Origin of the sequence: Dactylosporangium siamense, from assembly GCF_016862795.1 — a bacterium.
Lineage (GTDB): Bacteria > Actinomycetota > Actinomycetes > Mycobacteriales > Micromonosporaceae > Dactylosporangium > Dactylosporangium siamense.
The window spans coordinates 56,168-76,615 of sequence record NZ_BONQ01000015.1 but is presented as its reverse complement, the minus strand read 5'-3'; the positions used below and the strand labels follow the sequence as shown (position 1 = coordinate 76,615).

At 74.8% G+C, this 20,448-nt stretch carries 16 protein-coding genes; 6 read left to right on the top strand and 10 right to left on the bottom strand.

Going from position 1 to position 20,448, the window contains the following annotated elements:
* Positions 1–7: 7 nt before the first annotated feature.
* Positions 8–1,765, bottom strand: a complete 1,758-nt coding sequence (locus Dsi01nite_RS03440) for a phage tail protein (RefSeq protein ID WP_203844517.1) — start codon at positions 1,763–1,765, stop codon at positions 8–10.
* Positions 1,766–1,991: 226 nt separating this feature from the next.
* Here Dsi01nite_RS03440 and Dsi01nite_RS03435 point away from each other — a divergent pair, with 226 nt between their 5' ends.
* Complete coding sequence (locus tag Dsi01nite_RS03435; RefSeq protein ID WP_203844516.1) at positions 1,992–2,699, top strand: Crp/Fnr family transcriptional regulator; 708 nt, start codon at positions 1,992–1,994, stop codon at positions 2,697–2,699.
* A gap of 63 nt (positions 2,700–2,762) precedes the next feature.
* On the top strand, positions 2,763–3,251 hold the full coding sequence (locus Dsi01nite_RS03430; protein WP_203844515.1) for a response regulator transcription factor: 489 nt from the start codon (positions 2,763–2,765) through the stop codon (positions 3,249–3,251).
* Here the strand turns inward: Dsi01nite_RS03430 and Dsi01nite_RS03425 are convergent.
* The 7 genes from Dsi01nite_RS03425 to Dsi01nite_RS03395 form a co-directional block, all read right to left on the bottom strand.
* Complete coding sequence (locus Dsi01nite_RS03425) at positions 3,232–3,894, bottom strand: isochorismatase family protein (RefSeq protein ID WP_203844514.1); 663 nt, start codon at positions 3,892–3,894, stop codon at positions 3,232–3,234. The two genes, Dsi01nite_RS03430 and Dsi01nite_RS03425, sit on opposite strands and share 20 nt — an antisense overlap.
* A gap of 85 nt (positions 3,895–3,979) precedes the next feature.
* The gene (locus tag Dsi01nite_RS03420; protein ID WP_239135650.1) at positions 3,980–4,852 is read right to left on the bottom strand and encodes a 2,3-dihydro-2,3-dihydroxybenzoate dehydrogenase; all 873 of its coding nucleotides are present in this window, start codon (positions 4,850–4,852) and stop codon (positions 3,980–3,982) included.
* Positions 4,849–6,009 carry an FAD-dependent monooxygenase gene (locus Dsi01nite_RS58230; RefSeq protein WP_275423326.1) on the bottom strand — a complete coding sequence of 387 codons (1,161 nt, stop codon included), beginning with the start codon at positions 6,007–6,009 and terminating at the stop codon, positions 4,849–4,851. Before Dsi01nite_RS58230 ends, Dsi01nite_RS03420 begins: the two co-directional genes overlap by 4 nt.
* 14 nt (positions 6,010–6,023) lie before the next feature.
* Positions 6,024–7,316 (bottom strand): phenylacetate--CoA ligase family protein, encoded by a 1,293-nt coding sequence (locus Dsi01nite_RS03410; RefSeq protein WP_203844513.1) that lies wholly within the window; start codon positions 7,314–7,316, stop codon positions 6,024–6,026.
* Positions 7,313–8,083, bottom strand: a complete 771-nt coding sequence (locus Dsi01nite_RS03405; protein WP_203844512.1) for an amidohydrolase family protein — start codon at positions 8,081–8,083, stop codon at positions 7,313–7,315. Before Dsi01nite_RS03405 ends, Dsi01nite_RS03410 begins: the two co-directional genes overlap by 4 nt.
* Positions 8,080–9,183 (bottom strand): 3-dehydroquinate synthase II family protein, encoded by a 1,104-nt coding sequence (locus Dsi01nite_RS03400; protein WP_203844511.1) that lies wholly within the window; start codon positions 9,181–9,183, stop codon positions 8,080–8,082. The genes Dsi01nite_RS03405 and Dsi01nite_RS03400 overlap by 4 nt, the downstream gene beginning before the upstream one ends.
* On the bottom strand, positions 9,180–9,986 hold the full coding sequence (locus tag Dsi01nite_RS03395) for a 2-amino-3,7-dideoxy-D-threo-hept-6-ulosonate synthase (protein ID WP_203844510.1): 807 nt from the start codon (positions 9,984–9,986) through the stop codon (positions 9,180–9,182). The genes Dsi01nite_RS03400 and Dsi01nite_RS03395 overlap by 4 nt, the downstream gene beginning before the upstream one ends.
* Before the next feature lie 210 nt (positions 9,987–10,196).
* On the opposite strand from Dsi01nite_RS03395, the gene Dsi01nite_RS03390 reads away from it, so the two are divergent.
* The 4 genes from Dsi01nite_RS03390 to Dsi01nite_RS03375 all read left to right on the top strand — a co-directional run bounded on the left by Dsi01nite_RS03390 (position 10,197) and on the right by Dsi01nite_RS03375 (position 17,586).
* A complete protein-coding gene (locus Dsi01nite_RS03390; protein ID WP_203844509.1) occupies positions 10,197–12,167 on the top strand; it encodes an anthranilate synthase family protein in 1,971 nt (656 codons plus the stop codon).
* A 245-nt stretch (positions 12,168–12,412) separates the two neighbouring features.
* Positions 12,413–15,190, top strand: coding sequence for a helix-turn-helix transcriptional regulator (locus Dsi01nite_RS03385; RefSeq protein ID WP_239135649.1), 2,778 nt, complete (start codon positions 12,413–12,415; stop codon positions 15,188–15,190).
* 113 nt (positions 15,191–15,303) lie between these two features.
* Positions 15,304–16,902 (top strand): FAD-dependent monooxygenase, encoded by a 1,599-nt coding sequence (locus Dsi01nite_RS03380; protein WP_203844508.1) that lies wholly within the window; start codon positions 15,304–15,306, stop codon positions 16,900–16,902.
* Between the two features lie 66 nt (positions 16,903–16,968).
* Positions 16,969–17,586 carry a hypothetical protein gene (locus tag Dsi01nite_RS03375; protein WP_203844507.1) on the top strand — a complete coding sequence of 206 codons (618 nt, stop codon included), beginning with the start codon at positions 16,969–16,971 and terminating at the stop codon, positions 17,584–17,586.
* A 274-nt stretch (positions 17,587–17,860) separates the two neighbouring features.
* On the opposite strand, the gene Dsi01nite_RS03370 is transcribed toward Dsi01nite_RS03375, so the two are convergent.
* Both Dsi01nite_RS03370 and Dsi01nite_RS03365 read right to left on the bottom strand, forming a co-directional pair.
* Complete coding sequence (locus tag Dsi01nite_RS03370) at positions 17,861–20,053, bottom strand: CATRA conflict system CASPASE/TPR repeat-associated protein (protein ID WP_203844506.1); 2,193 nt, start codon at positions 20,051–20,053, stop codon at positions 17,861–17,863.
* Positions 20,031–20,372, bottom strand: coding sequence for a CATRA system-associated protein (locus Dsi01nite_RS03365; protein WP_203844505.1), 342 nt, complete (start codon positions 20,370–20,372; stop codon positions 20,031–20,033). The genes Dsi01nite_RS03370 and Dsi01nite_RS03365 overlap by 23 nt, the downstream gene beginning before the upstream one ends.
* Between the last annotated feature and the right edge of the window lie 76 nt (positions 20,373–20,448).

Sequence of the window (20,448 nt, the reverse complement as noted above, 5' to 3'; positions counted from 1 at the left end):
GGCGACGTCAGCCGGCGATGAAGGTGTACGGGCCGCCGTCGACGGTGATGTTGTCGGCCATCACGCCGAAGCCGATGGTGATGACGTGCGACCCCGACGTGGCCGGTGTGTAGGTGATGACGAGGTTGCCGTCCGCGTCGGTGGGTGCGACGACCTTCGGCCCGCCGTCGATCCGATAGGTGTACGACAGCACGCCCGGCACGGCCGACGTCACGACGAACACCCCGGGGGTGCCGGCGGGAGCGCCGACCGGGCCGCCGATCGGGTACTGCTGCGACGACACCGTCGGCGCGCTGCGCGGGTTGAACAGTGCCGAGCCCGACGCGGACCGGGAGCCGTCGGCGCTGCGGCTGTAGACGGTCAGGTCGGAGCCGCCGCCGGACTTGTTCACCAGCAGCACCACGCTCGCGGTGCCGTCGGGGCCGGCGGGCACGACGTGCTCGACGTTGTTCTTGAACTTGTAGACGTAGTCGACGACGTTCGCGGCCACCGGGTGGAACACGATGGTGCGGTTCTGGTTGAACGGCGCGTCGGGGTCGAGGTCCTCGATCGTCGGCGCGTCGCTCGCGACCTGGTAGTCGAGGGTCGCCGCGGGCGAGGTGTTGCCGACCCGGTCGACGCCGACCACGACGAGGTGCTGGGTCCCGGGCGCCGCCGGCGTCCACTGCACCGTGGCGCTGCCGCCGGGCGCGTCGGCCGGCAGCACCGGGCCGGACACCGCGTCGAAGCCCCACCGGAAGCCGACCACGTCCGCGTCGCCGTTCGCGGAGAACGTGAACGAGGTCGCGGCCCCGACCCGGCCCGGCTGGCCGCCGGTCGCGGTGACGGTGGGGGCGTTCGCCGGCGGGTGGCTGTCGAAGTACCACGCGCACGGCACGGCCCACTCGGACGCGGCGCCGGACGGGTCGACCGCCCGCGCCGACAGCAGGTAGGTGCCGTCGTCGGTGAGCACCCCGGCCGGCACGGTGCCGAACGGGCCGGGGAACTCGGTCCGCCGCGCCGGGTCGCTCTGCGGCCAGACCGCGAGGGTGGTCGTGATCGGGTCGTCGTCGGGGTCGGTGGCGTAGGCGCTGACGAACGGCGTCGCGTTGGTGGACAGTATCGGCGTGCCGCTGCCGCACACGGAGGTGTCGACCACGAGCGGCACCGGCGTGGACGGCGGACGGTTGTAGGTCAGGTCGATGGCCGCGGTCGGGGTGAACAGGCGGTGGTTGCCCGGGTCGAGCTCACGGAGCCCGGTCAGGCGCAGCTCGACCGTCAGCGCCGGCCGGTGCTCGGCGAGCGCCGCGGTGAGCTCGGCGGTGACGTCCCACCGTTCGGCGCCGGGGCAGCCCGCCGCGTCCTCGGCGGTGGCGTCCAGGAGGGCCTGCCGCGCCGGCGGCCGGGACCAGGTCGGCGCGGTGAACGGCGCGGCCCGGTAGAGCGCGACGCCGGAGGCCCGGGCGCAGTCGGCGACGAAGAACTCGGGGATCCGCACGGCCGCCGACGTGACGCTCAGCCCGGCGTACGCCGACAGGTCGAACGTGTAGTAGGCGCGGGACAGGTGGTACTGGCCGGTGCCGTCCCGCCAGAGGCCGACGGGCTGCCCGAGCTGGTCGTCGACGTGGGACGTGAGCGGCTGGAAGGCGTCGGTGTACGCGGCGCGCACCGACGGGATCTGGACGGTGGTCGCGGCGCCGGCCGGGCCGGCGGTGGCGACGAGGAGACCGCCGGCCACGGCGACGAGGGCGACGGCCGATGAGGTGAGGCTTCTGAGCGAAGGCACGGATCGGATCGTAGGGGCGAACGCCGCGGACGATCACCCCGACGTCCATAGTGGACATTCGGCCCGACGACCCGCTACCCGGCCGCAATCGTGCCGAATCGAACCAGGTCACCGCATTCACCCACCCACGCGGACGTAGCAATGGGTAGCCTGCTCTTGCCGGCAGGTTGGCGGGGGGCCGCGGTGGTCAGGGCGGGGACCGGACGGAGCTCGGCGAGGGGCATCCATGCAGCAGGGCAGGCAGCGGCCGTTCCCCACCTGGGCGCAGGAGACGTTCCTCGGAGGGCTGCCCCCGGCGGTCGCCCGGGAGCTGCTGCGGTTGAGCGTCCAGCGGGCGCTCCGGCCGGGACAGGTCATGATCCGTGAGGGCGGCGACGACACCCACGTCGAGCTGATCGTCAGCGGGTTCGCGAAGGTCACGACGTCGGTCGACGGGATCGAGAACCTGCTGAACATCCGGCTGCCGGGCGACCTCGTCGGGGAGATCGGCGCGCTGACGCCGGTGCCGCGCACCGCGACCGTGACCGCCTGCGGGCGGGTGATCGCCGGCGTGATCCCGCGGGTCACGTTCGAGGACTTCCTGCGCCGGCACCCGGCCGCCGCGCTGCGGGTCACCGCGACCGTGGCCGGGCAGCTGCGCTGGGCGAACCGCCGCCGCATCGACTTCGCCGTGTACCCCGCCGACGTGCGGCTCGCCCGGTTGCTGGTCGAGATCGCGGAGGTCTGCGGACGCCCGGCCGCGCAGGGTGGGGTGGAGATCGGCGTGCCGCTCAGCCAGCCGGAGCTGGCCACGATGATCGCCGTCTCCCAGGCCACCGTCCACAAGGCGATCCACGAGCTGCGCGGCCGGGGGCTGCTGAGCACCGGCTACCGGAGGATGACGATCCGGGACATCGCCGAGCTGCGCCGGATCGCGCAGCCCGGCGGAGCGTGAAGATGCGGTCAACCCCCTACTTTCAGCCGGTCCCCGCGCGCGAAAGGCCCCACCATCAGCGGCATGGACACTGCTGAGTTGCTCGGGCTGCACCCTTCGACCCTGCGGTTGCTGCGGTCCGCGGCGACCCTGGACCCCGACTTCCACCTGCTGGACCTGGTCCGGCTCATGCGTTGCCCGGCGACGGCCCTCCTCCCCGCGATCCAGGAGGCAGCGGCCCGCGGCCTGCTGGTCCGGGCGGGCGACGAGCTGCGGTTCGCGTCGCGGGAGGTCCGCGCGACGCTGCGGGCGGCGGCGCCGGCGCCCCCGCACGAGGACCGCGCCGGCGGCTGGGACCTGCTCAGCGAGCAGGAGCGGCGGATCGCCCAGATGGTCGGGCGGGCGTTGACCAACCGGCAGATCGCCAGCCGGATCGGCCGGTCGCCGTACACCGTCAACTACCACCTGCGGCGGATCTTCCGGAAGCTCGGCATCGTCTCCAGGGTCGAGCTGGCGTTCCTGGCGCACCGGCAGGAACGCTCGGACGGGCCCCTCACCGCGGACCCGAGATGATCCGGCCGGCCCCGACGTACGCGGCGAGCTCCTGCGTGGTCAGCGTGACCGCGCACCGCCGCGCGGCGTATTCGAGGGCCATCAGGTGGTCCCGCAGGCTGAAGTCCGCGACCGCGTCGGCGACGAGGAACACCTCGATGTCGCGCGAGTACGCGTCGCAGGCGGTCAGGAGGCAACCGATGTGGGCGAACACGCCGCACACGACGAGCTGGTCCCGGCCGAGCCGGGTGAGGTGCTCCGCCAGGTCCGTGCGGTGGAAGGCGCTGTAGCGGTACTTGGTGACGACGGGCTCGCCAGCACCGGGCGTCAGGTCGGCGATGATGGCGTGCTCGGCGGGGTCGTCCGACATCCCCGGCCCCCACAGGTCGTGCAGCAGGCCCCGGTCGGCGCGCGACATCCGGCCCGGCTGCGCCGTGTAGAGGACGGGGAGACCGTGCCGCCGGGCGAGCTGCCGGGCCCGGACGGTGTTGGCGACGAGGTCGACGGTGGGCGCCGCGCCGGCCGGGAAGCGGTCCACGAAGTACCGCTGCATGTCGTGCACGAGCAGGACGGCCCGGCGCGGGTCGGGTCGCCAGCGCAGTGTCTGCTCGCCCAGCTGGGCCCGCGTCGGCATGGGGTAACCGGCGATGGACGGGATCGGCATTGCCGTGCTCCGTTCTGCGGAGAGGTCTGCGGAGAGGTCTGCGGAGAGGTCTGCGGAGAGGTCTGCGGAGGGGTCTGCGGAGGGGTCAGACGTGCAGCGCCGCGCCGCCGTCGACGTAGAGGTCCTGCATGGTGATGTGCCGGGCGTGGTCCGACGCGAGGAACAGCACGGCGGCGGCGACGTCGTCCGGTGCCGCGACGCGCCCGAGCGGGATCCCGGTCTTGAACAGTTCGGGCCGGCCGCGCACCGCCGCCTCGACGGCGCCCGGCGAGTCGCCCAGCATCCGCAGCATCGGGGTGTCGGTGGAGCCGGGCGAGACCACGTTGCACCGCACGCCGCGGCCGGCCAGCTCCAGGCCGAGGCACCGGGTGAAGTGCGCGGCGGCGGCCTTGCTCGCGGCGTAGGCCGCCATCCGCATCCGGGGCACGCCGGCCGCGTTGGACGCGACGGTCACGATCGCGCCCCGCCCCCGCGCCGCCATCGGTCCGGCGACGGCCCGGCTGCACCGCACCACCCCGCCGAGATTGACGTCGAGCAGTTCCTGCCACGCGCCGTCGACAAGATCAAGGACGGCTCCGGTACGGAGGATCCCCGCCACGTTCACGAGCACGTCGATCGGGCCCAGGGTGTCCTCGACGGCGCCGACGAGGTCCTCCACGGCGGCGGTGTCCCGCACGTCGAGGGCCCGGCCGTGCACGTCGTGCCCACGGCGCCGCAGGTCCCCGGCCAGCCGGTCCACCCCCGGCAGGTCGAGGTCGACCCCGACGACCCGCGCGCCCTGTGCGGCCAGGGCCCGGGTCACGGCCGCGCCGATGCCCCGCGCCGCGCCGGTGACCAGCGCCGTCCGCCCGGCCAGGCCGCCGTTCACCGGGCCGGCATCCATCGGGCCACCGTTCACCGGATCGCCGGCCATCGGGCCGCCGTTCACCGGGTCGCCGGCCATCGGATCGCCGTTCACCGGGTCGCCCCGGCCGGGATCCGGTGGTCGAAGAGCCAGTCCCGCGCGTCGGCGGGCTCGGCGGCGAGGCGCAGGTCCCGTTCCCGCTGCCGGGCGCCGTCGGCGAGGTGGTGCGTCGTGCGCGCCGCGTCGACCGCCCCCACCACGCGGAAGACCCGGTGGCGGCGCATCGCCTCGTAGGAGGCGAGGTCGCCGCCGCGGCCCAGCACCCCGGCGATCGTCGCGGCGTCCTCGACCGCGAGGGCGGCGCCCTGGGCCAGGAACGGCAGCATCGGGTGCGCCGCGTCGCCGATCACCGCGACCCGCGCCGAGTGCCACCGCGGCAGCGGCGGCCGGTCGTAGAGCCCCCAGGTTCGTAGCCCCGCCCCGGCCGCCGCCTCGAGCAGCCGCAGGACGTCGCGGTGCCAGCCGCGGAACGCCCCCGGCAGGTCACCCGGCCCGGTGGCGTAGGGCGCCCGGAGCACCGCCACGACGTTCATGCTGTGGTCCCGGTCGACGGGGTAGCTGACGCAGTGCCGGTCGGGGCCGAGCCAGACGACCACCCGTGCCGGTCCGCGCCGGAACCCGGCCGGGCCGCCCCGGCCGCCCGGCAGCACCGTGCGGTGCACCTGGTAGCCCGAGTGGCGCAGCGCGTCGTCGGCGAACCGGCGCCGCACGACCGAGTGCAGGCCGTCGGCGCCGATGACGGTGCCGGCGTCGAGATACGTGCCGTCCGACAGCCGCATCGTCACGCCGGACGCGGACTCCGCGAGCCGTTCGCAGCCGCGGCCGTATCGGACCGTGCCCGCCCCGCACGCCTCGGTCACGGCGGTGCGCAGCAGCCGGTGCAGGGCCGCCCGGGTGAGCGTGTAGTAGGCGGCGTCGTAGCGGAACGACGCGGTCGCGCCGAGCCGCGTCCAGCCGAGCAGGTGGCCGTCGGACCAGCGGCGGACCTCGACGCCGACCGGCCGCACGGCGTGCTCGGCGAGGGCGCGGCCCAGGCCGAGCTGCTGCAGGACCCGCACGGCGTTGGGCGGCAACTGGATGCCGCCGCCCGCGTCGCGGGGCGCGCCGGCCCGTTCGAGGACGGTGGCCGGCAGGCCTTCGTGGGCCAGTGCCAGAGCGGTCGTCAGCCCGGCGATGCCGGCCCCCACGACGACCGTCGCATGGTGCGTCATCGTCTTCTCCCTTCTCAGTGGTACTGCAGCGCCTTGTCCCAGTCCTCGCCGGCGGCGAAGAACCCGCGGGGCTTCATCACGTCGGCCGGCGCGGTGAGCAGCGGCAGCGGCACCAGGCCGCCGGGCGGGGTCGGGACCACCGCCGCGTCCACGCCGAGCACCCGCCGCACCGACGCGGTCAGTGCCGCGGCGGCCGGCCGCCGGTGCCGCTCCGCGACCTCGATCTCGATCTCGATCCGGTCACCGGCCGCCCTGGCCCGCCAGAACATGACGCCGAACTCGGCGGGCAGGCCGAAGACCAGGTCCTCGACGTCGAGCTGGGTCAGCCGGGTGCCGCCGGTGAGCGCGCTGCGCCCGAGCACGCGGACGGTCGGGAGGTGCCAGCCGCATGGGCACGGCTCGTGCGACACCTCGACCTCGTCCTCGATGTTGTACCGCAGCAGCGGCATCGCCTGCCGGAACAGCGGCGTCACGACCAGCTGCCCGCGTCCGTGCGTCCCCGTGACGCCGGTGCTCGGGTCGTGCACCTCGAAGATCGCGCGGTCGGCCCACAGGTGCAGCCGCCCGAGCGGGCACTCGCCGGCGAGGCTGCCGGTCTCGGTCGCCCCGTACTCCTCGACGACGTCCGCCGCCCAGAGCTCGCCGATCCGGGCCCGCCGCGCCCGGCTGAGCGGTTCGCCGCCGACGAAGAGGGCGCGCAGCGCGGGGAAGTCCCGGTCGGGCAGGTAGCCGGCGGCCCGGGCGGCCGCGGCCCACAGCAGGGTGTCGGCCGGCAGCGACCAGGTCAGCGTCACGTCGAGGTCCCGCAGGATCCGCACGACCCGGGCGAACGGCGTCGCCAGGGACCGGTTGTCCGCGGGGACGACCGTGGCGCCGCGGCTGCGGGCGGCGGCGTGCGCGAGATGACCGGTGATCATGAGCGCGTAGGGTGTGCGCACCATGAACGTGTCGTCGGGGCCGATGCCGACGTGCTTGCGCGCGTACCGTTCCGTCAGGTCGAGCCAGTCCTCCTCGGTGTAGTAGGAGGCGGTCGCCTCGCCGCTGGTGCCGCTGGACTCGTGATACGTCGCCAGTTCCGACCGCGGCACCGCGAGGAGCCCGAACGGGTACGCGTCGCGCAGGTCCTGTTTCGTCGTCAGCGCCGTGCGGTGCAGCGCGTCCCGGTCGCGGGGTGGGGAGGCGCCGTGCCGGGCCCGGTAGAACGGTGACCGCGCGGCGGCCGTGAGCGCCGCCTCCAGGTGGCCGTCCTGCAGCTGGGTGAGCTCGTCGAGGCTGCCCCAGTCCCCGAGCTCCGGCCTGGTGGTCATGCCCCGACCCCTTCCAGGAGACCGAGGAGCCGCGCCGCGTTCCCGCCCGCCACCATGGCGAGGTGGTCGGGTCCGAGCCCGAGCGCGGCGAGTTTCGCCAGCTCGACCCGGGGGTCCTGGAGCGGGAACTCGGTGCCGAAGACGACCCGCCCGGGGCCCAGCCGCGCCACGGCGAGACGGGCGATGGCGGTGAAGCACCCGGAGGTCTCCACGACGATGTTGGGCTGTGCGGCGATGAGGGTCAGGCCGTCGGCGTCCAGGCCGGTGAACCCACAGTGGCCGTGGACGAAGGTGACCGCCGGGAACCGCCGGGCGAGGGCGAGGAGGTCGGCGGTGCGGGTCCCGTCCCGGCCGAGGCAGACGACGTACACCGGGTGCCGCACGGTCGTGGCGATCTCGGCGAGGGTCGCCACGGCCGGGTCGTCGAACCGGAAGCCGTGCACGGCCGGCGAGAGCTCCAGCCCCCGGAACCGGGTCGCCGCCGCCGCGTACGCGTCCACGTCCCTGGCCGGATCGGCGAAGAAGAACGGCAGCAGCCGGCCGCCGGAGCCGGCGCAGGCGCGGTGGACGGCCTCGTTGTCCGCCCCGGCCTCGGCCCGCCCGCCGTCGACGACCAGCCTCGACAGCTGGTCCAGCCCGACCAGGCCGCCGGCGCAGACCGCCGCGCGGCCGATGCCGGCGCCGTCCATCGCCGCCAGCAGCGTGGCGGTCGCGCCGGGCGCCGGCCCGAGCCGGGCGTGGAAGTCCAGGACCGCGACGGCGCTCATTGCTCGTAGCACAGTTCGTCGATCGGGTAGCCCACGTGGCGCTCCGCTGACGGCAGGTGCCCGAGGATCTGGTCGCCGGCCCGCAGGTGCGTCGAGTTGAGCACGGCCCCGCCGGGTCCGAGGATCCGCACGTGCCAGTCGTCCTGGACGATGAGGTTGACCTGCTCCCCCGCCGGCGTGCGGGCGTCGATGGACAGCAGCGGCCGGGTCTCGATCTTGACCCGCCCGACGGTGACCCGGCGGGTCCGGCCGTCCGCGCTCACCGCGAGCACGGTGGAGCCCGCGCCCAGCTCGCTCAGGTACCGGGTGCGCCGGTGGTCGGTCAGGGTGTAGGACATGATCGCGCCGGCGTTGACCCGGAACGGCCTGGTCGGCATGTACGGCAGCGGATGGGTCTCGCTGACGCACAGGACCATGCCCTTCGCCCGGGAGCCGACCAGGATGCCCTCGTCCTGGCGCAGGTACGTGCAGGTGTCGACGCAGGCCCGTTCCCCCATGCCGGCGTGGCTGACCCCGCTGACGGTCAGGACGACCAGCGGCAGGTCCGGGGACTGCTCCCCGACGGCGTCCCGGAGCCGGCCGGCCTCCCCCGGCGCCGACGGCGCGAACATGACGCCGCCCGGGCCGTGCTCCAGCACGCCGGTGTGGACCTTCGCCTCGTCGACGTCGGCGACGACGGTGACGATGAGGCCGTCGGCGTCCGCCGCCGCGGCGAGGACGATCTCCAGCGGAATGTTGGTCGGGTCGCGGAACCACAGCACCGTGCACTCCTCGCGGCGCACCGCGTCGCAGGCCTCCTGCAGCGTCTCCGGGTCGCCGACCTCGACGTAGGTGCCGAACCGGCGGTCGGGGAACCGCTCGCGCAGCCGCCCGGCATCGGCCCGCCGGCGGTGGTCCACGACCACGAGGTCGGCCGCGCCGATGTCGTCGGGCAGCGGTCCGTCAGTACACAGCAGCACACGACGGATCGTCGGGGGCAGTGGTGCCAGGTGCGCCGGGTCCGATGCGACCACGGCGTGGAGACCGAGGTGGACGGATTCCTCACACAGCGCGGCACGGAGGGCGCCGGCGGTCCGGACGTCGATCCAGCACTGTTTCATCGCGGGTCTCCGGCTCGTTGCAGGGGCGCCTGTGCCCGGTCGTGGACCAGGGAGGTGAGGCGGCGCACCATGGCCGCGGGATCGGCGGCGGTGAACACGAGCCGCCCGGCCGCCACCCCGAGCGCGCCGCACTGCATGGCGTCGTCGAGCCGCCGCAGGGCCTCGTCCGGCCCGTCGGCCAGGGCACCCCCGGCGGCCAGCACCGGGATCGGGCAGGCGGCGGTGACCGCCGCGATCGCCTGGGGCGCCCCGGGCAGCACGGTCTTGACCAGGTCGGCACCCAGCTCCGCGGCGAGGGCGGCGAGGTGCGCCACGACCGCGGGCGCCCGGCCGTCGACCCCGGGTCCGCGGGCGTAGACCATGGCCAGCAGCGGCATGCCCCACCGGTCGCACGCCTCGGCGACGGCGGCCAGATCCGCGATCTGCCGCCCCTCGCCGCGCGACCCGGCGTTGACGTGGACGCTGACGCCGTGCGCGCCGAGGCGCAGCGCCTCCTCCACCGTGCACACGAGGTGCCTGGCGTCGGGGTCGGGCGCCAGCGCCGTGCCGGCGCTCAGGTGCACGATCAGCGACATGTCCCGGAACCAGCGGGGCTGCACGGTGCGCAGCGCGCCCTTGTGCAGCACGACCGCGTCCGCGCCGCCGTGGTGGATCTGGCCGACCAGCCGGTCGAGCTGCCCGTCGCGGACGATCGGGCCGTTGCTGACCGGGTGGTCCAACGGCACGACCAGCAGCCGGCCGTCGTCGTGGCGATGCAGCCGTTGCAGCCGCATCCGGCGGGCCAGCCCGTCGTTCACCGACATGGCCGCCCACCCCGCATTCGCGTCCCGTGCATCGCGTGCTCCGTTCGTGAGTTCCGGCTGGACCGCTCCGACGCTAGGTGGGCGGCCGGGCCCGGTCAGCCCGACAACATGGGTAGTGCCGGCGCCGCCGCAGGTCAGGTGGCCTGCCCGTGGTGGCCTACCCGTGCGGGTAGTGGCCGGGGCCGCTCCGGCGCCGACACCATCGGCGCCATGACGAGTCCAGGCGACGCACTGCTCACCGCGGTGATCGGGGCGCGGGCGGCGGCGTACGCCCTGATCCACCGGCCCGGCATCAGCCCCGGCACGCTCGAGGTCCTCGTGGGTGCGCCGGTGACCGCCGGGTCCCTGGCCGAGGTGCCGCTGCCGCCGCTGGCCGCCGCCACCCGGCCCGACGTGCTCGCGGTCGTGCCGTACCGGCAGATCGGCGCCCGCGGGCTGACCTGCGTCGACGACGGCGCGCCGCTGGTCGCGATCCAGGTGCGGCGGCACGCCACGGTGCGGCTCGACCGGGCCGTGCGGCTGCTGCCACGGGACCCCGCGCGGCTCGGACCCGGCGGGTTCGACCTGGACGACGGCGCCTACGAGGCCGCGGTGCGCGCCGTGCTCGCCCGGGAGATCGGGCGCGGCACCGGCTCCAACTTCGTGCTCAGCCGGACCTTCCACAGCCGGCTCGGCGGCGCCGCCGACCGTCAGGCGCTCGCCGCGTTCCGCCGGCTGCTGCGTTCGGAGCAGGGCAGCTACTGGACGTTCCTGGTGCACTGGGAGGGCCGGACCCTGCTCGGCGCGTCACCCGAGTGCCAGGTCGGCCTCGACGGCGGCGTCGCGACCATGAACCCCGTCAGCGGCACGTACCGGCACCCGGCCGGCGGGCCGACGCCCGGCGGCCTGCGCCGGTTCCTCGCCGACGGCAAGGAGACCGACGAGCTGTTCATGGTCGTCGACGAGGAGCTCAAGATGATGGCGGACATCTGCGACGGCGCCGCCCGGCTGCGCGGGCCGCGGCTGCGGCCGATGTCCCGCCTCACGCACACCGAGTACCTGATCGAGGGCGCCACCCGGCTCGATCCCCGGCAGCTGCTGGGCCGGACCATGCCGGCGCCGACCGTGACCGGCAGCCCGGTGACCGCCGCGGCCCGCGTCGTCGCCGAGCACGAAGGCACCGGCCGCGGCTACTACGGCGGGGCGGTCGCGCTGTTCGGGCAGCGGGCCGGCCGGCGCACGCTGGACGCCGCCCTGCTGATCCGCACCGCGGACGTCCGCGCCGACCGCCGGCTGTCGGTCCGGGTCGGCGCGACGCTGGTCCGGCACTCGGACCCGGCGGCCGAGGCGGCGGAGACGTGGACGAAGGCGGCGTCGCTGCTGCGGGCGTTCGGTCATGAGGTCGCCGCCCGCGGGCCCGCCGTCCGGACCCCGGCGTTCCGCTGGTCGCTGCGCAGCGGCCGGACGGCCCGGATGCTCAGCGCCCGCAACGAGGGCCTGTCGCGCTTCTGGCGCGGGTCGCCGGACCCACCGGCGCGGCCGTGGCACGACGGGCTGCGGGGGCGGCGCCTGCTGATCCTCGACGCCGAGGACGACTTCACCGCGATGCTCGCCACGATGGCCCGGACCCTCGGCGTCGCCGTCGAGCTGCGGCCGGTCCAGTCGATGCTCACGTGGGCCGGCGGCCCGCCGGACGTCGTGCTGCTCGGGCCCGGTCCGGGCGATCCCAGGGACCGCACCGACCCGAGGATCGCCGCGCTGCGGGACACGGCCCGCGACCTGCTGGCCGGTGACGTGCCGTTCCTCGCCGTCTGCCTGGGCCACCAGGTGGTGTGCGACGCGCTCGGCCTGCCGATCCGCCGGCTGCCGGTGCCGGCCCAGGGCGTCCGGCGCGAGGTGCCGGTGTTCGGGCGCGCCGAACGGGTCGGTTTCTACAACACGTTCACCGCCACGAGCGCGGCGGACCGGCTGCGCTGCCCGGTCACCTCGCGGCCGGTGCGGGTGTCCCGCGACCCGCGCACCGGCGCGGTCCACGCGCTGGAAGGGCACGGCATGCGGTCCGTGCAGTTCCACGTCGAGTCGGTGCTGACGGAGAACGGGTTGGACATCCTCGGCCGGATGTTGGCGGCGGTGCTGTCCGAGTCGAACGACGCGCGGCCACCATCCGCCGGTGACCGCCGGGTGACCGGTCGGCAGCCGTGAACGGTCCGGGACCGCGCACCGACGGACGTCGCGGCCGTGGTAGGCCGAAAGGCTGTTCACCTCGACCGTCCCCGTCCACAACAATCGTCGCTGACCGACCTGGATAAGATCGAGGTGAGTGAGCTGCAAACCGTTTTCCGACCCGGATCGACAACGACGCGGCCAACCGCCGAAACAGGCTTGAATGCAGCATCGGCAGCCCGCGACGGGCGGCGCCCGGCGGAGCCAGAAACAGGAACCGCCCAGTGAGCAAGGCAACGTTCGGACGCGACCGGGAGCTGGCCGTGCTGCGCCGGATGGTCGGCGACACCGCGGCCGGCACCGGCGGCGTCCTGGTGATCGACGGCTCCGCGGGCATCGGCAAGACCCATCTGGTCGAGGTGGTGACGGCGCTCGCGCACGAGGCGAAGCTGGAGGTCGCCGCGCGGACCGCGTTCAGTCTCGACCGGGCCGCGCCGCTGGTCACGCTCGCCTCGGCGCTGCGAAACTGCCAGCCGGCCACCGACACATTCACCTGGCTCACTGACACACAGGAAAGTCAGTACCGCACGCTGGACCGGCTCCGCGAGGCGCTCGAGGAATTCGCGGCACACCGGCCCATGATCATTTCAATTGACGACGCCCAATGGATGGACGAGCTCAGCGCGCTCGCCGTCCGGGAGCTGGTCCCGGCGCTCGCGTCCAGCGCGGTCCGGTGGGTCTTCGCGCACCGGCCCGGCTCGACCAACACCCCCGGGCAGCAGGTGCTGTCGTGGCTGCTGCGCAACGGGGCCGAGCGGCTGTCCATCCGGGCGATCGACGAGCCCGCGGTGGCCCGGCTCTGCGAGCAGGCGGTCGCCGCCAAGGTCGACAACACGGTGCTCGCCCTGGCGGGCGGGTGCGGCGGGGTGCCGCTGCAGGTGGAACAGCTCATGACCGCGCTGCGCATGAACGGCCAGATGGTGTTCAGCCGGGGCGTCGCCACCGTGACCGGCGACGAGCTGCCGTCGAGCTTCATCACCATCGTCGAGCAGATCCTCAACGGGCTGTCCGAGGACGCCCAGCGGCTGGTGCGCACGGGGTCGGTGTTCGGCCGCCCGTTCCGGATCAGCGCCGTCGCCGGGCTGCTCGACCGCCCACCGGCCCAGCTGGTGCCCCTGGTGGAGGAGGCCACGGCGGCCCGGCTGCTCACCCACGACGACGACGCGCTCTGCTTCGCCCACGACCTGGTCAGGCTGGCCGTCTACGGCACGCTCAACGAGTCGGTCCGCGCGCTCCTGCACCGGGAGGCGGCCATGATCAGCCGGGCGGAGCGGCGCCCGCCGGTCGAGGTGGCCGAGCACCTGCTCAAGAGCGGCGGGGAGGGTGCCCGCGAGGCGGTGACGATCCTGCACACGGCGGCGAGGGAGGTGTCCGGCCTGGCGCCCGGCACCGCGGCGGACCTGATCGTCCACGCCCTGGACCTGATCGGCGTGGAGGACCCGGAGCGCGGCACGCTGATCGCCGACGCCGTCCGGCTGCTCGCCTCGGCCGGCCGGCTCGAGCAGGCGCACAACCTGGGCCGGACCGCGCTGCGGGCCGGCCTCGACCCCGCCACGGAGGGCACGCTGCTGCTCGGCCTGGCCGAGGCGTTCAAGCACGCCGGGAAGAACGCGACCGCGGTCGACTACGCCGACCAGGCGCTGGAGATCACCGGCATCGACCACGGGCTCACCGCGAAACTGTTCGCGATCCGCGCGCACGCCCTCTTCTACGTCGGCGACCTCCGGGAGGCGGACCGCTCCGGGGCCAGCGCGGCAACCGCCGGCGAGATCTCCGGCGCGTTCGGCGCGACGGTCTTCGGGCTCACCGCCCGCAGCCTGGTGGCGCAGGCCGAAGGGCGGCTCGAGGAGTCCCTCGCGTTCGCGCACCAGGCGACCCGGACGGCGGACCGGGTCGGCGGCTCCGCGGTCCACCGGCACCCGAGGATCTGGCTGGGCAACGCCCTGGCCGCCGTCGACCGGTTCGACGACGCCGAGCGGACCTACCTGCGCGGCCGGGAGGAGTCCGAGCGGCTCGGGACGGCCTGGTCCGAGCCGCTGTGGCACTACTACCAGACCGCGCTGCTCGCCGCGCGCGGGCAGATCGACGACGCGATCACCGAGGCCGACGCGGGCGTCGCCGCCGCCGAGCGGCTGACCACCCACCAGCTGGCCGTCCCGCTGCTGGGGGCGCTGATCAGGCTCAGTGTCGTGCGGGGCGATCCGGCCCAGGCGACGGACTACCGCACGCACATGCGCCGCCTCACCGCGACCGGGATCACCGCCGCGCCCGAGGACGTCGCGTGGGCCGAGGCGGTGCTGCTGGACGAGACCGTGGGCCCCGAGGCCGCGATGGACGCCCTGGCCGGCATCCACGACGCGATGCCCGAGCGGCCCGCGCTCATCACGCAGGACCCGGCCGCCGCGGCCGAGCTCGTCCGCATCGCGCTGCGGGCGCAGGACCGGGCCCGCGCCGCGGTCGTCGTGGCCAGCGCGCGGCGGCTCGCCGAGCACAACCCGGCCGTCCTCTCCCTCGCCGCCGCCGCGGCCCACGCCGACGGCCTGTTCCGCGCGGACCCGGAGCGCCTGCGGCGGGCCGTCGACGCGTTCCGCCGCACCCCCCGCGTCCTGGGGCTGGCGGCGGCGCTGGAGGACGCCGCGAACCTCGCGGTCGCCGCCGGCGACGTCACGACCGGCCGCGCGTACGCCGGCGAGGCCCTCGGGATCGTCACGGCGGCCGGCGCGCGCCGTGCCGTGCCCCGGCTCGAGGCGCTCCTCGGTCAGCGCCCGGTTCCGTCCCCGGCGGTGGACGCCGGCCCGGCCTGCCTGCGGCAGCTGACCGAGGCCGAGCGCAAGGTCGCGCTGCTCGTGGCGAAGGGCAAGCGCAACCGTGAGGTCGCGGACGCCCTGTTCGTGTCCATCCACACGGTCGACAGTCACCTGCGCAAGATCTTCAGCAAGCTCGGCATCGCGAGCCGGGTCGACCTCGCCCGCCTCGTCGCCGAGCGGCAGCCGACACCCTGAGGCCGTGACACCGGCGGCCGGTACCGCGTGAGTACGTGATGCCGAAACCCGCTCCCCCGTCGCAGCATTGCGTGATGCGTGCGTCACGCGCGCTGACGACAGGGGGAAGCCGGATGACCACCTCAACGCTGCGGACACCGGTGCTGGTGGTGGGCGCGGGCACGGTCGGCGCGATCCTCGCGCTCGAACTGGCGCACCACGGCGTGGCGAGCATCGTCGTGGAACGCGGCACCGGCCTGCCACGACGCCCTGACGTAGGGTTCCTCGACGGCCGCAGCATGGAGCTGTTACGCCGGCTCGGCCTCGCCACGAAGATCCGCAGGAACGGGGTCGACCCCGACTCGGCCACCAACGTCGTGTGGAGCCAGGGACTCGACCAGCCGCCGGTGCTCGTGGCGCAGTACCCGTCCATCAACCAGCTCCGCGGCCGCTACGCGACCGTCAACGACGGCAGCGCGCCGGTCGAGCAGCACCAGCAGATCTCCGAGACGCACCTGGCCCGCCACCTCCGCGACGCCCTGCACGACGAGAAGCTCGTCGACCTCCGTGAGGGCTGGACCTTCACCGACCTGCGCGTCGACAGCGAGGGCACGTCGGCCACCGTCATGGACGTGCGCACCGGCACGGGCAGCGTCATCAAGGCCGACTACATCGCGGGGTGCGACGGCGCGCAGAGCACGGTGCGGCGCTGCATCGAGGTCTCCATGGACGAGCTGCAGCCGCCCGCGCAGTACTGCTCGGTGTCCTTCCGCAACCGGGACCTGAGTCTCTGGTCGCACGGTCCCGGCCTGTCGACCGTCATCGTCGGCGGCGTCGCGCTGGTGTCGCGGGAGGAGCGCGACACCTGGGTCGGGCACTTCCGGATGACACCCGACGAACCGGTGACCGCCGACCCGATCGCGCTGCTGCACCGCAGGATCGGCGGGTGCCTGGGCACCTCCGAGCTGCTCGGGGTGACCCAATGGGACGACGCCCTCGCGGTGGCCGAGACCTACCGCCGCGGCTCGGTGTTCCTGCTCGGCGAGGCGGCCCACCGGTTCCATCCGATCGGCAACACCGTCGCCACCGGCATCGGCGACGCGGTCGACCTGGGCTGGAAACTCGCCGCCACCCTGAACGGCTGGGCCGGCAGCCTGCTGCTGGACAGCTACGAGCTGGAGCGCCGGCCGCGCGCCCTCATGGACCGGGAACTGCTGGCCCGGCAGCTGGAGACGCTGCGCCGGTTCAGCCGGCTCGTGGACGCCGGCGCGCCGCGGGAGTTCCTGGCCGGGATCCTGCAGCAGGAGACGCGGCTCCTCGACGGCCTCGGCTTCCGGTTCGGTGGCCGGTACACGTCCTCGTCGGTCATCTGGCACGAGCGGAGCGGCCCGTCGAACCTGCACGGCCCGACGATCACCCCGAGCACCTGGCCGGGCGGCCGGGCGCCGGCGGTGCGGCTCACCGACGGCAGCCAGCTCTTCGACTGCTTCGGCAAGCAGTTCACCCTGGTCGACCTGACCGACGACGCCGCCGGCCGGGACCTCGTGACGGCGGCCCGCAGCCGCGGCATCCCGATGCTGCACCTGCCGCTCACCGACGCGTCCGTCCGCGCCTGCTGGGACCGCCGGCTGGTCCTGCTGCGCCCCGACCAGTGCATCGCCTGGCGTGACGACGTCGCACCCGAGCGCTGGCACGACGTGCTGGATCTGGTCAGCGGCCACAAGACCACGTGAACACGTGATGCCCCGCACACCCCCCGGCGGGAACGCTCGCCCTTGACGAACGGCAGGAGTCGAGCGATGTCACGAGCATTCACCGCAGAACTGGGCAACACCGTCGTCGGCCGCTGGTTTCACGGCCTCGCCGACAACCCCTCGATCAAGCGCAACCACTGGCACACCAAGAGCGTCTACTTCCGCTCGGTGGCCCGGCTCGTGGAGCACCGGCCCGGTGAGCCCCTGAGCTGGCGCAGCATCGTCGACGCCGCCGAGCCCCGCGGCTGCCGCAGCACCTTCTACGAGGTGACCGGCGCCCACGCCCGGCACCGCATGATCGGCGCCCTCATCAAGGACGGCCGCAGCCACTCCATCCAGCTCGCGCTGCGCTACCAGCGCAAGGACGCCGTGTCCCAGCTGCTCGACGAGGCCAAGGTGTGGTCGTTCTGGCAGCACCGGGAGCGGGTGCTGCGCAGGTTCGCCGAGACCGCACCCGCCACGGCCCAGGCCGCCGAGGACGCGATCGTGCGCGAGCTGCTGACCTGGGTGGCCCGCAACCCCAAGCTGGCCGCGACCCTGGACCACACCCCGCCCGCGTGCGTGGTGGAGGACCTGATGGTGGTGCACGAGGGCAACGTGGTCGCCTCCCGGGTCGCCAGCCACCTCACGGACCTCATCCGCGACGCCGTGACGGCGCGATAGGGCGACAGCCGGTATCGCGCGTTCACGCCATTGCCGAGCGGACACACAGGTGGCGGCGCATTCCTGCGCCGCCACCGGCCCCCCTTCTGGTGGAACGCCCTGAGCACCAGCGGCGCCCGAGATGCGGTCCCGGCGGACAAGCCGCAGCTGACCGGCGGCGACGCGACCCTCCGCGGCTTGACCTGCATCGAGCGTCGCAACTGTCTAGCCGGACTGCATCGGCCGGACGTGCCGAGTCGGCCCGGACACCCCTCGGCGGACCGCGCCGGTCGCGTCACCGCCGAGGGTCGGGTGGGTGCCGCAGCAGCCCGCGGAACCGCTCCGCGTCGGACCAGTCGGCGCCGCTGGTGTCGACCGGATAGCCGACGGCCCGCAGCCGCTGGGCGACCTCGTGCTGGAAGACGACGCTGGCGTCGGCCGTGTCGCGGGTGAGCCGGACGGGCTGCCGCCGGTCCAGTTCGGTGGCGGCGACCGCGCCGACCTGGACGGGGATCGTGTGGTCCGGTTTGAGCGCCAGCGCCCGGCCGGCCCGGATCAGCACGTCCGCCTCTTCGCCGGGGGCCATGACGACGAGCACGCCCGGCCCGGCCGCGAAGGCCGTCGCGAGGATCTCGTCGTGCCGGGGGGCCGGCCGGCCGGTCCGGGTCACCATGTCCTCCCAGCCGAGCGGGCGCAGGTCGAGCGCGCGCAGCAGCTCGAACATGTCCTTGCGCGGCTGCGGTCCCGGACCGTGGATGACGAACACGTCGCGGCTCGCGGCGACCGGGTGCCGGTCCGGCCGGGGCGGTCCGGCCGGGGCGCCGCCGGTCCACAGCCAGGCCCGGCCCTGGTACGTCTTGATCGTGATCTCGGCCGGTTCGAACGCCTCGGGCCGCAGTCCCGGGTACCCCTCGCCGACCACGTCCCGGTAGGTGCGGTCGGCGACGATCGCGACCAGGTCCGCGTCCGGGTGGTCGAGCACCGCCTGCCGCAGCGCCTGGCAGTCGAGCAGCCGGCCGACCTCGATGATCGCCTGGCCGCTGAACCCGATCGCGGACCGGGTGAACGGCCCGGAGCCCACGGACAGCCGCAGCCGGATCCGGTCGTGCGGGTGCTCGGCGTTGTCCGCCACCACCTGCGCCCGCCAGCCGTGCAGGAGCGCCGGGAGCGCCACGTCGGCCGGCACGCTCGCGGGCAGCACGACCATCATGCCGTCGCCGGCCGGTTGCCGGTCGGTCTCGTGCACGGGCACGCCGACGCGGGCGAGGATCCGCTCGATCATGCCGCCGACCCTGCGCTGCACCTCGAACTGCCGCGGCGTCGAGCGGCCGCTGTAGTTGACGACGTCGACGTCGAAACCGACGCGGTGCTCGACCTCCGCCGGAGGCGGCGGGGACGGCGCCGGATCCGCCGCCGGCGCGGGCTGCGGCTCGGGCGCCGGGCCCGCCGCGCCGAGCATGGCCGCGACCCGCTCCGCGCGTTCCCAGGCCGCCTCGAGCAGGTCGGTGTCGTCCACGAGCTGCTGGGCCAGCCAGTCGCCGAGCGGGGCGTCGGCCGGCAGCGGCCCGTCGAGGATCCCGGCCATGTTGCCCCGCGCGATGTCCACGGTGCGCCGCATCACCCGCAGGGACTGCAGGGTGGCGGCCAGGTCGGCCCGGTCGCCGGCGAGGTCGGCGGCCGCGGCCCGGCCCGGCCCACCGGGCTCGCGCAGCCGGGCGGTCAGCTCGTCGAGGCGGCCGGTGACCCGCCGCCGGAGCCGGGCCAGCTGCCCGCCGTCGCCGAGCACCCGGGCCTGGTAGCGCAGCTTCGCCGCGTGCATGAGGTAGCGGCCCAGCGGCGGCAGGGCGGTGCCGCCGTCGCTCCACGCGAACCGGCTGAGCTCCGCGTCCTCGTCCAGCCCGGCCAGCAGCACCAGGCGCCGGGTGCCGTGCGTGCCGGCCGGCGTCGTCTCCCAGCCGGCGAAGCCGTGCAGCGCGAAACCCGCCTCCCACCAGCCGTCCCCGTCGTCCTCCTGGGCGGGCACCGCCGTGCGGAGGTCGACCCCCGCCGGGTCCTCGCTCTTGGCGAGCAGCACGACGGCACCGCCGAGCAGCCCCGTGCCCGCGCCGAGCGTGCGCCACCAGCGGTGGAACTCGTGCCAGCCGGGCGGCAGCGCCGAGCCCAGCCGGGTCCGGGAACGCGGCACGGCGTCGGGCGCCGCGATGGCGAAGGAGACGTTGAGGACGTCGTGCTCGCGGCGGGCGATCGCCTGGAACTGCACGGTCGGGTCCTGCCGGCCGGCGACGGCACCGTCGGGCCCCTCCGTGAGGTCGGCGGGCAGGTCGGCGCGCAGCTGGACCTCCACGATCGGCTGGGTCATGCCGAGCTGGGCGCGGCAGTTCTCCCACAGCGCGCGCACACCCGCCAGCGCCGCGCCGGCGTCCGGCCCGTCGGTGGGGGCGAAGAGGTGGACGACGAACTCGGGCTCAACCAGGCCGGCTGCTGTCACGACCGTCCTCCGGCGGGTCTCGGTGCTCGGACGTCAGCGTGTGCACCAGCGTGTTGCGCCGCTCGAAGACCGGCGGCGGGATCTTGGTCTCGACCTTGCTGCCGATCCGCCCGAGCCGGATCACGCCGCCGGCCTCCAGCTCGAGGACCGCCGCGCGGAGCGCCCCGACGTCACGGGCGCGGAACGCCACGTCGATCAGCCCCATGAGCTCGTTGACGTGCTCCCACCGCTGCGGCGACATCTCCCAGAGCACCATGTCCTGCAGGGCGTCGACGGCGTCCTGGACGGTCTCGTCGTCCCACCCGTCGACAAGGTCCATGGTGGGCACTGTAACGAGCACCCGGCGGACCCGCCCTCCGCCGAATCCACGACCCGTTCCGGCTGACGGTCGTGGA

What these genes read in the sequence shown, in the direction of transcription:
- Dsi01nite_RS03435 (WP_203844516.1), top strand. Translation starts at nt 1,992, where the DNA reads ATGCAGCAGGGCAGGCAGCGGCCGTTCCCCACCTGGGCGCAGGAGACG.
- Dsi01nite_RS03430 (WP_203844515.1), top strand. Translation starts at nt 2,763, where the DNA reads ATGGACACTGCTGAGTTGCTCGGGCTGCACCCTTCGACCCTGCGGTTG.
- Dsi01nite_RS03425 (WP_203844514.1), bottom strand. Translation starts at nt 3,894, where the DNA reads ATGCCGATCCCGTCCATCGCCGGTTACCCCATGCCGACGCGGGCCCAG.
- Dsi01nite_RS58230 (WP_275423326.1), bottom strand. Translation starts at nt 6,009, where the DNA reads ATGACGCACCATGCGACGGTCGTCGTGGGGGCCGGCATCGCCGGGCTG.
- Dsi01nite_RS03410 (WP_203844513.1), bottom strand. Translation starts at nt 7,316, where the DNA reads ATGACCACCAGGCCGGAGCTCGGGGACTGGGGCAGCCTCGACGAGCTC.
- Dsi01nite_RS03405 (WP_203844512.1), bottom strand. Translation starts at nt 8,083, where the DNA reads ATGAGCGCCGTCGCGGTCCTGGACTTCCACGCCCGGCTCGGGCCGGCG.
- Dsi01nite_RS03400 (WP_203844511.1), bottom strand. Translation starts at nt 9,183, where the DNA reads ATGAAACAGTGCTGGATCGACGTCCGGACCGCCGGCGCCCTCCGTGCC.
- Dsi01nite_RS03395 (WP_203844510.1), bottom strand. Translation starts at nt 9,986, where the DNA reads ATGTCGGTGAACGACGGGCTGGCCCGCCGGATGCGGCTGCAACGGCTG.
- Dsi01nite_RS03390 (WP_203844509.1), top strand. Translation starts at nt 10,197, where the DNA reads ATGACGAGTCCAGGCGACGCACTGCTCACCGCGGTGATCGGGGCGCGG.
- Dsi01nite_RS03380 (WP_203844508.1), top strand. Translation starts at nt 15,304, where the DNA reads ATGACCACCTCAACGCTGCGGACACCGGTGCTGGTGGTGGGCGCGGGC.
- Dsi01nite_RS03375 (WP_203844507.1), top strand. Translation starts at nt 16,969, where the DNA reads ATGTCACGAGCATTCACCGCAGAACTGGGCAACACCGTCGTCGGCCGC.
- Dsi01nite_RS03365 (WP_203844505.1), bottom strand. Translation starts at nt 20,372, where the DNA reads ATGGACCTTGTCGACGGGTGGGACGACGAGACCGTCCAGGACGCCGTC.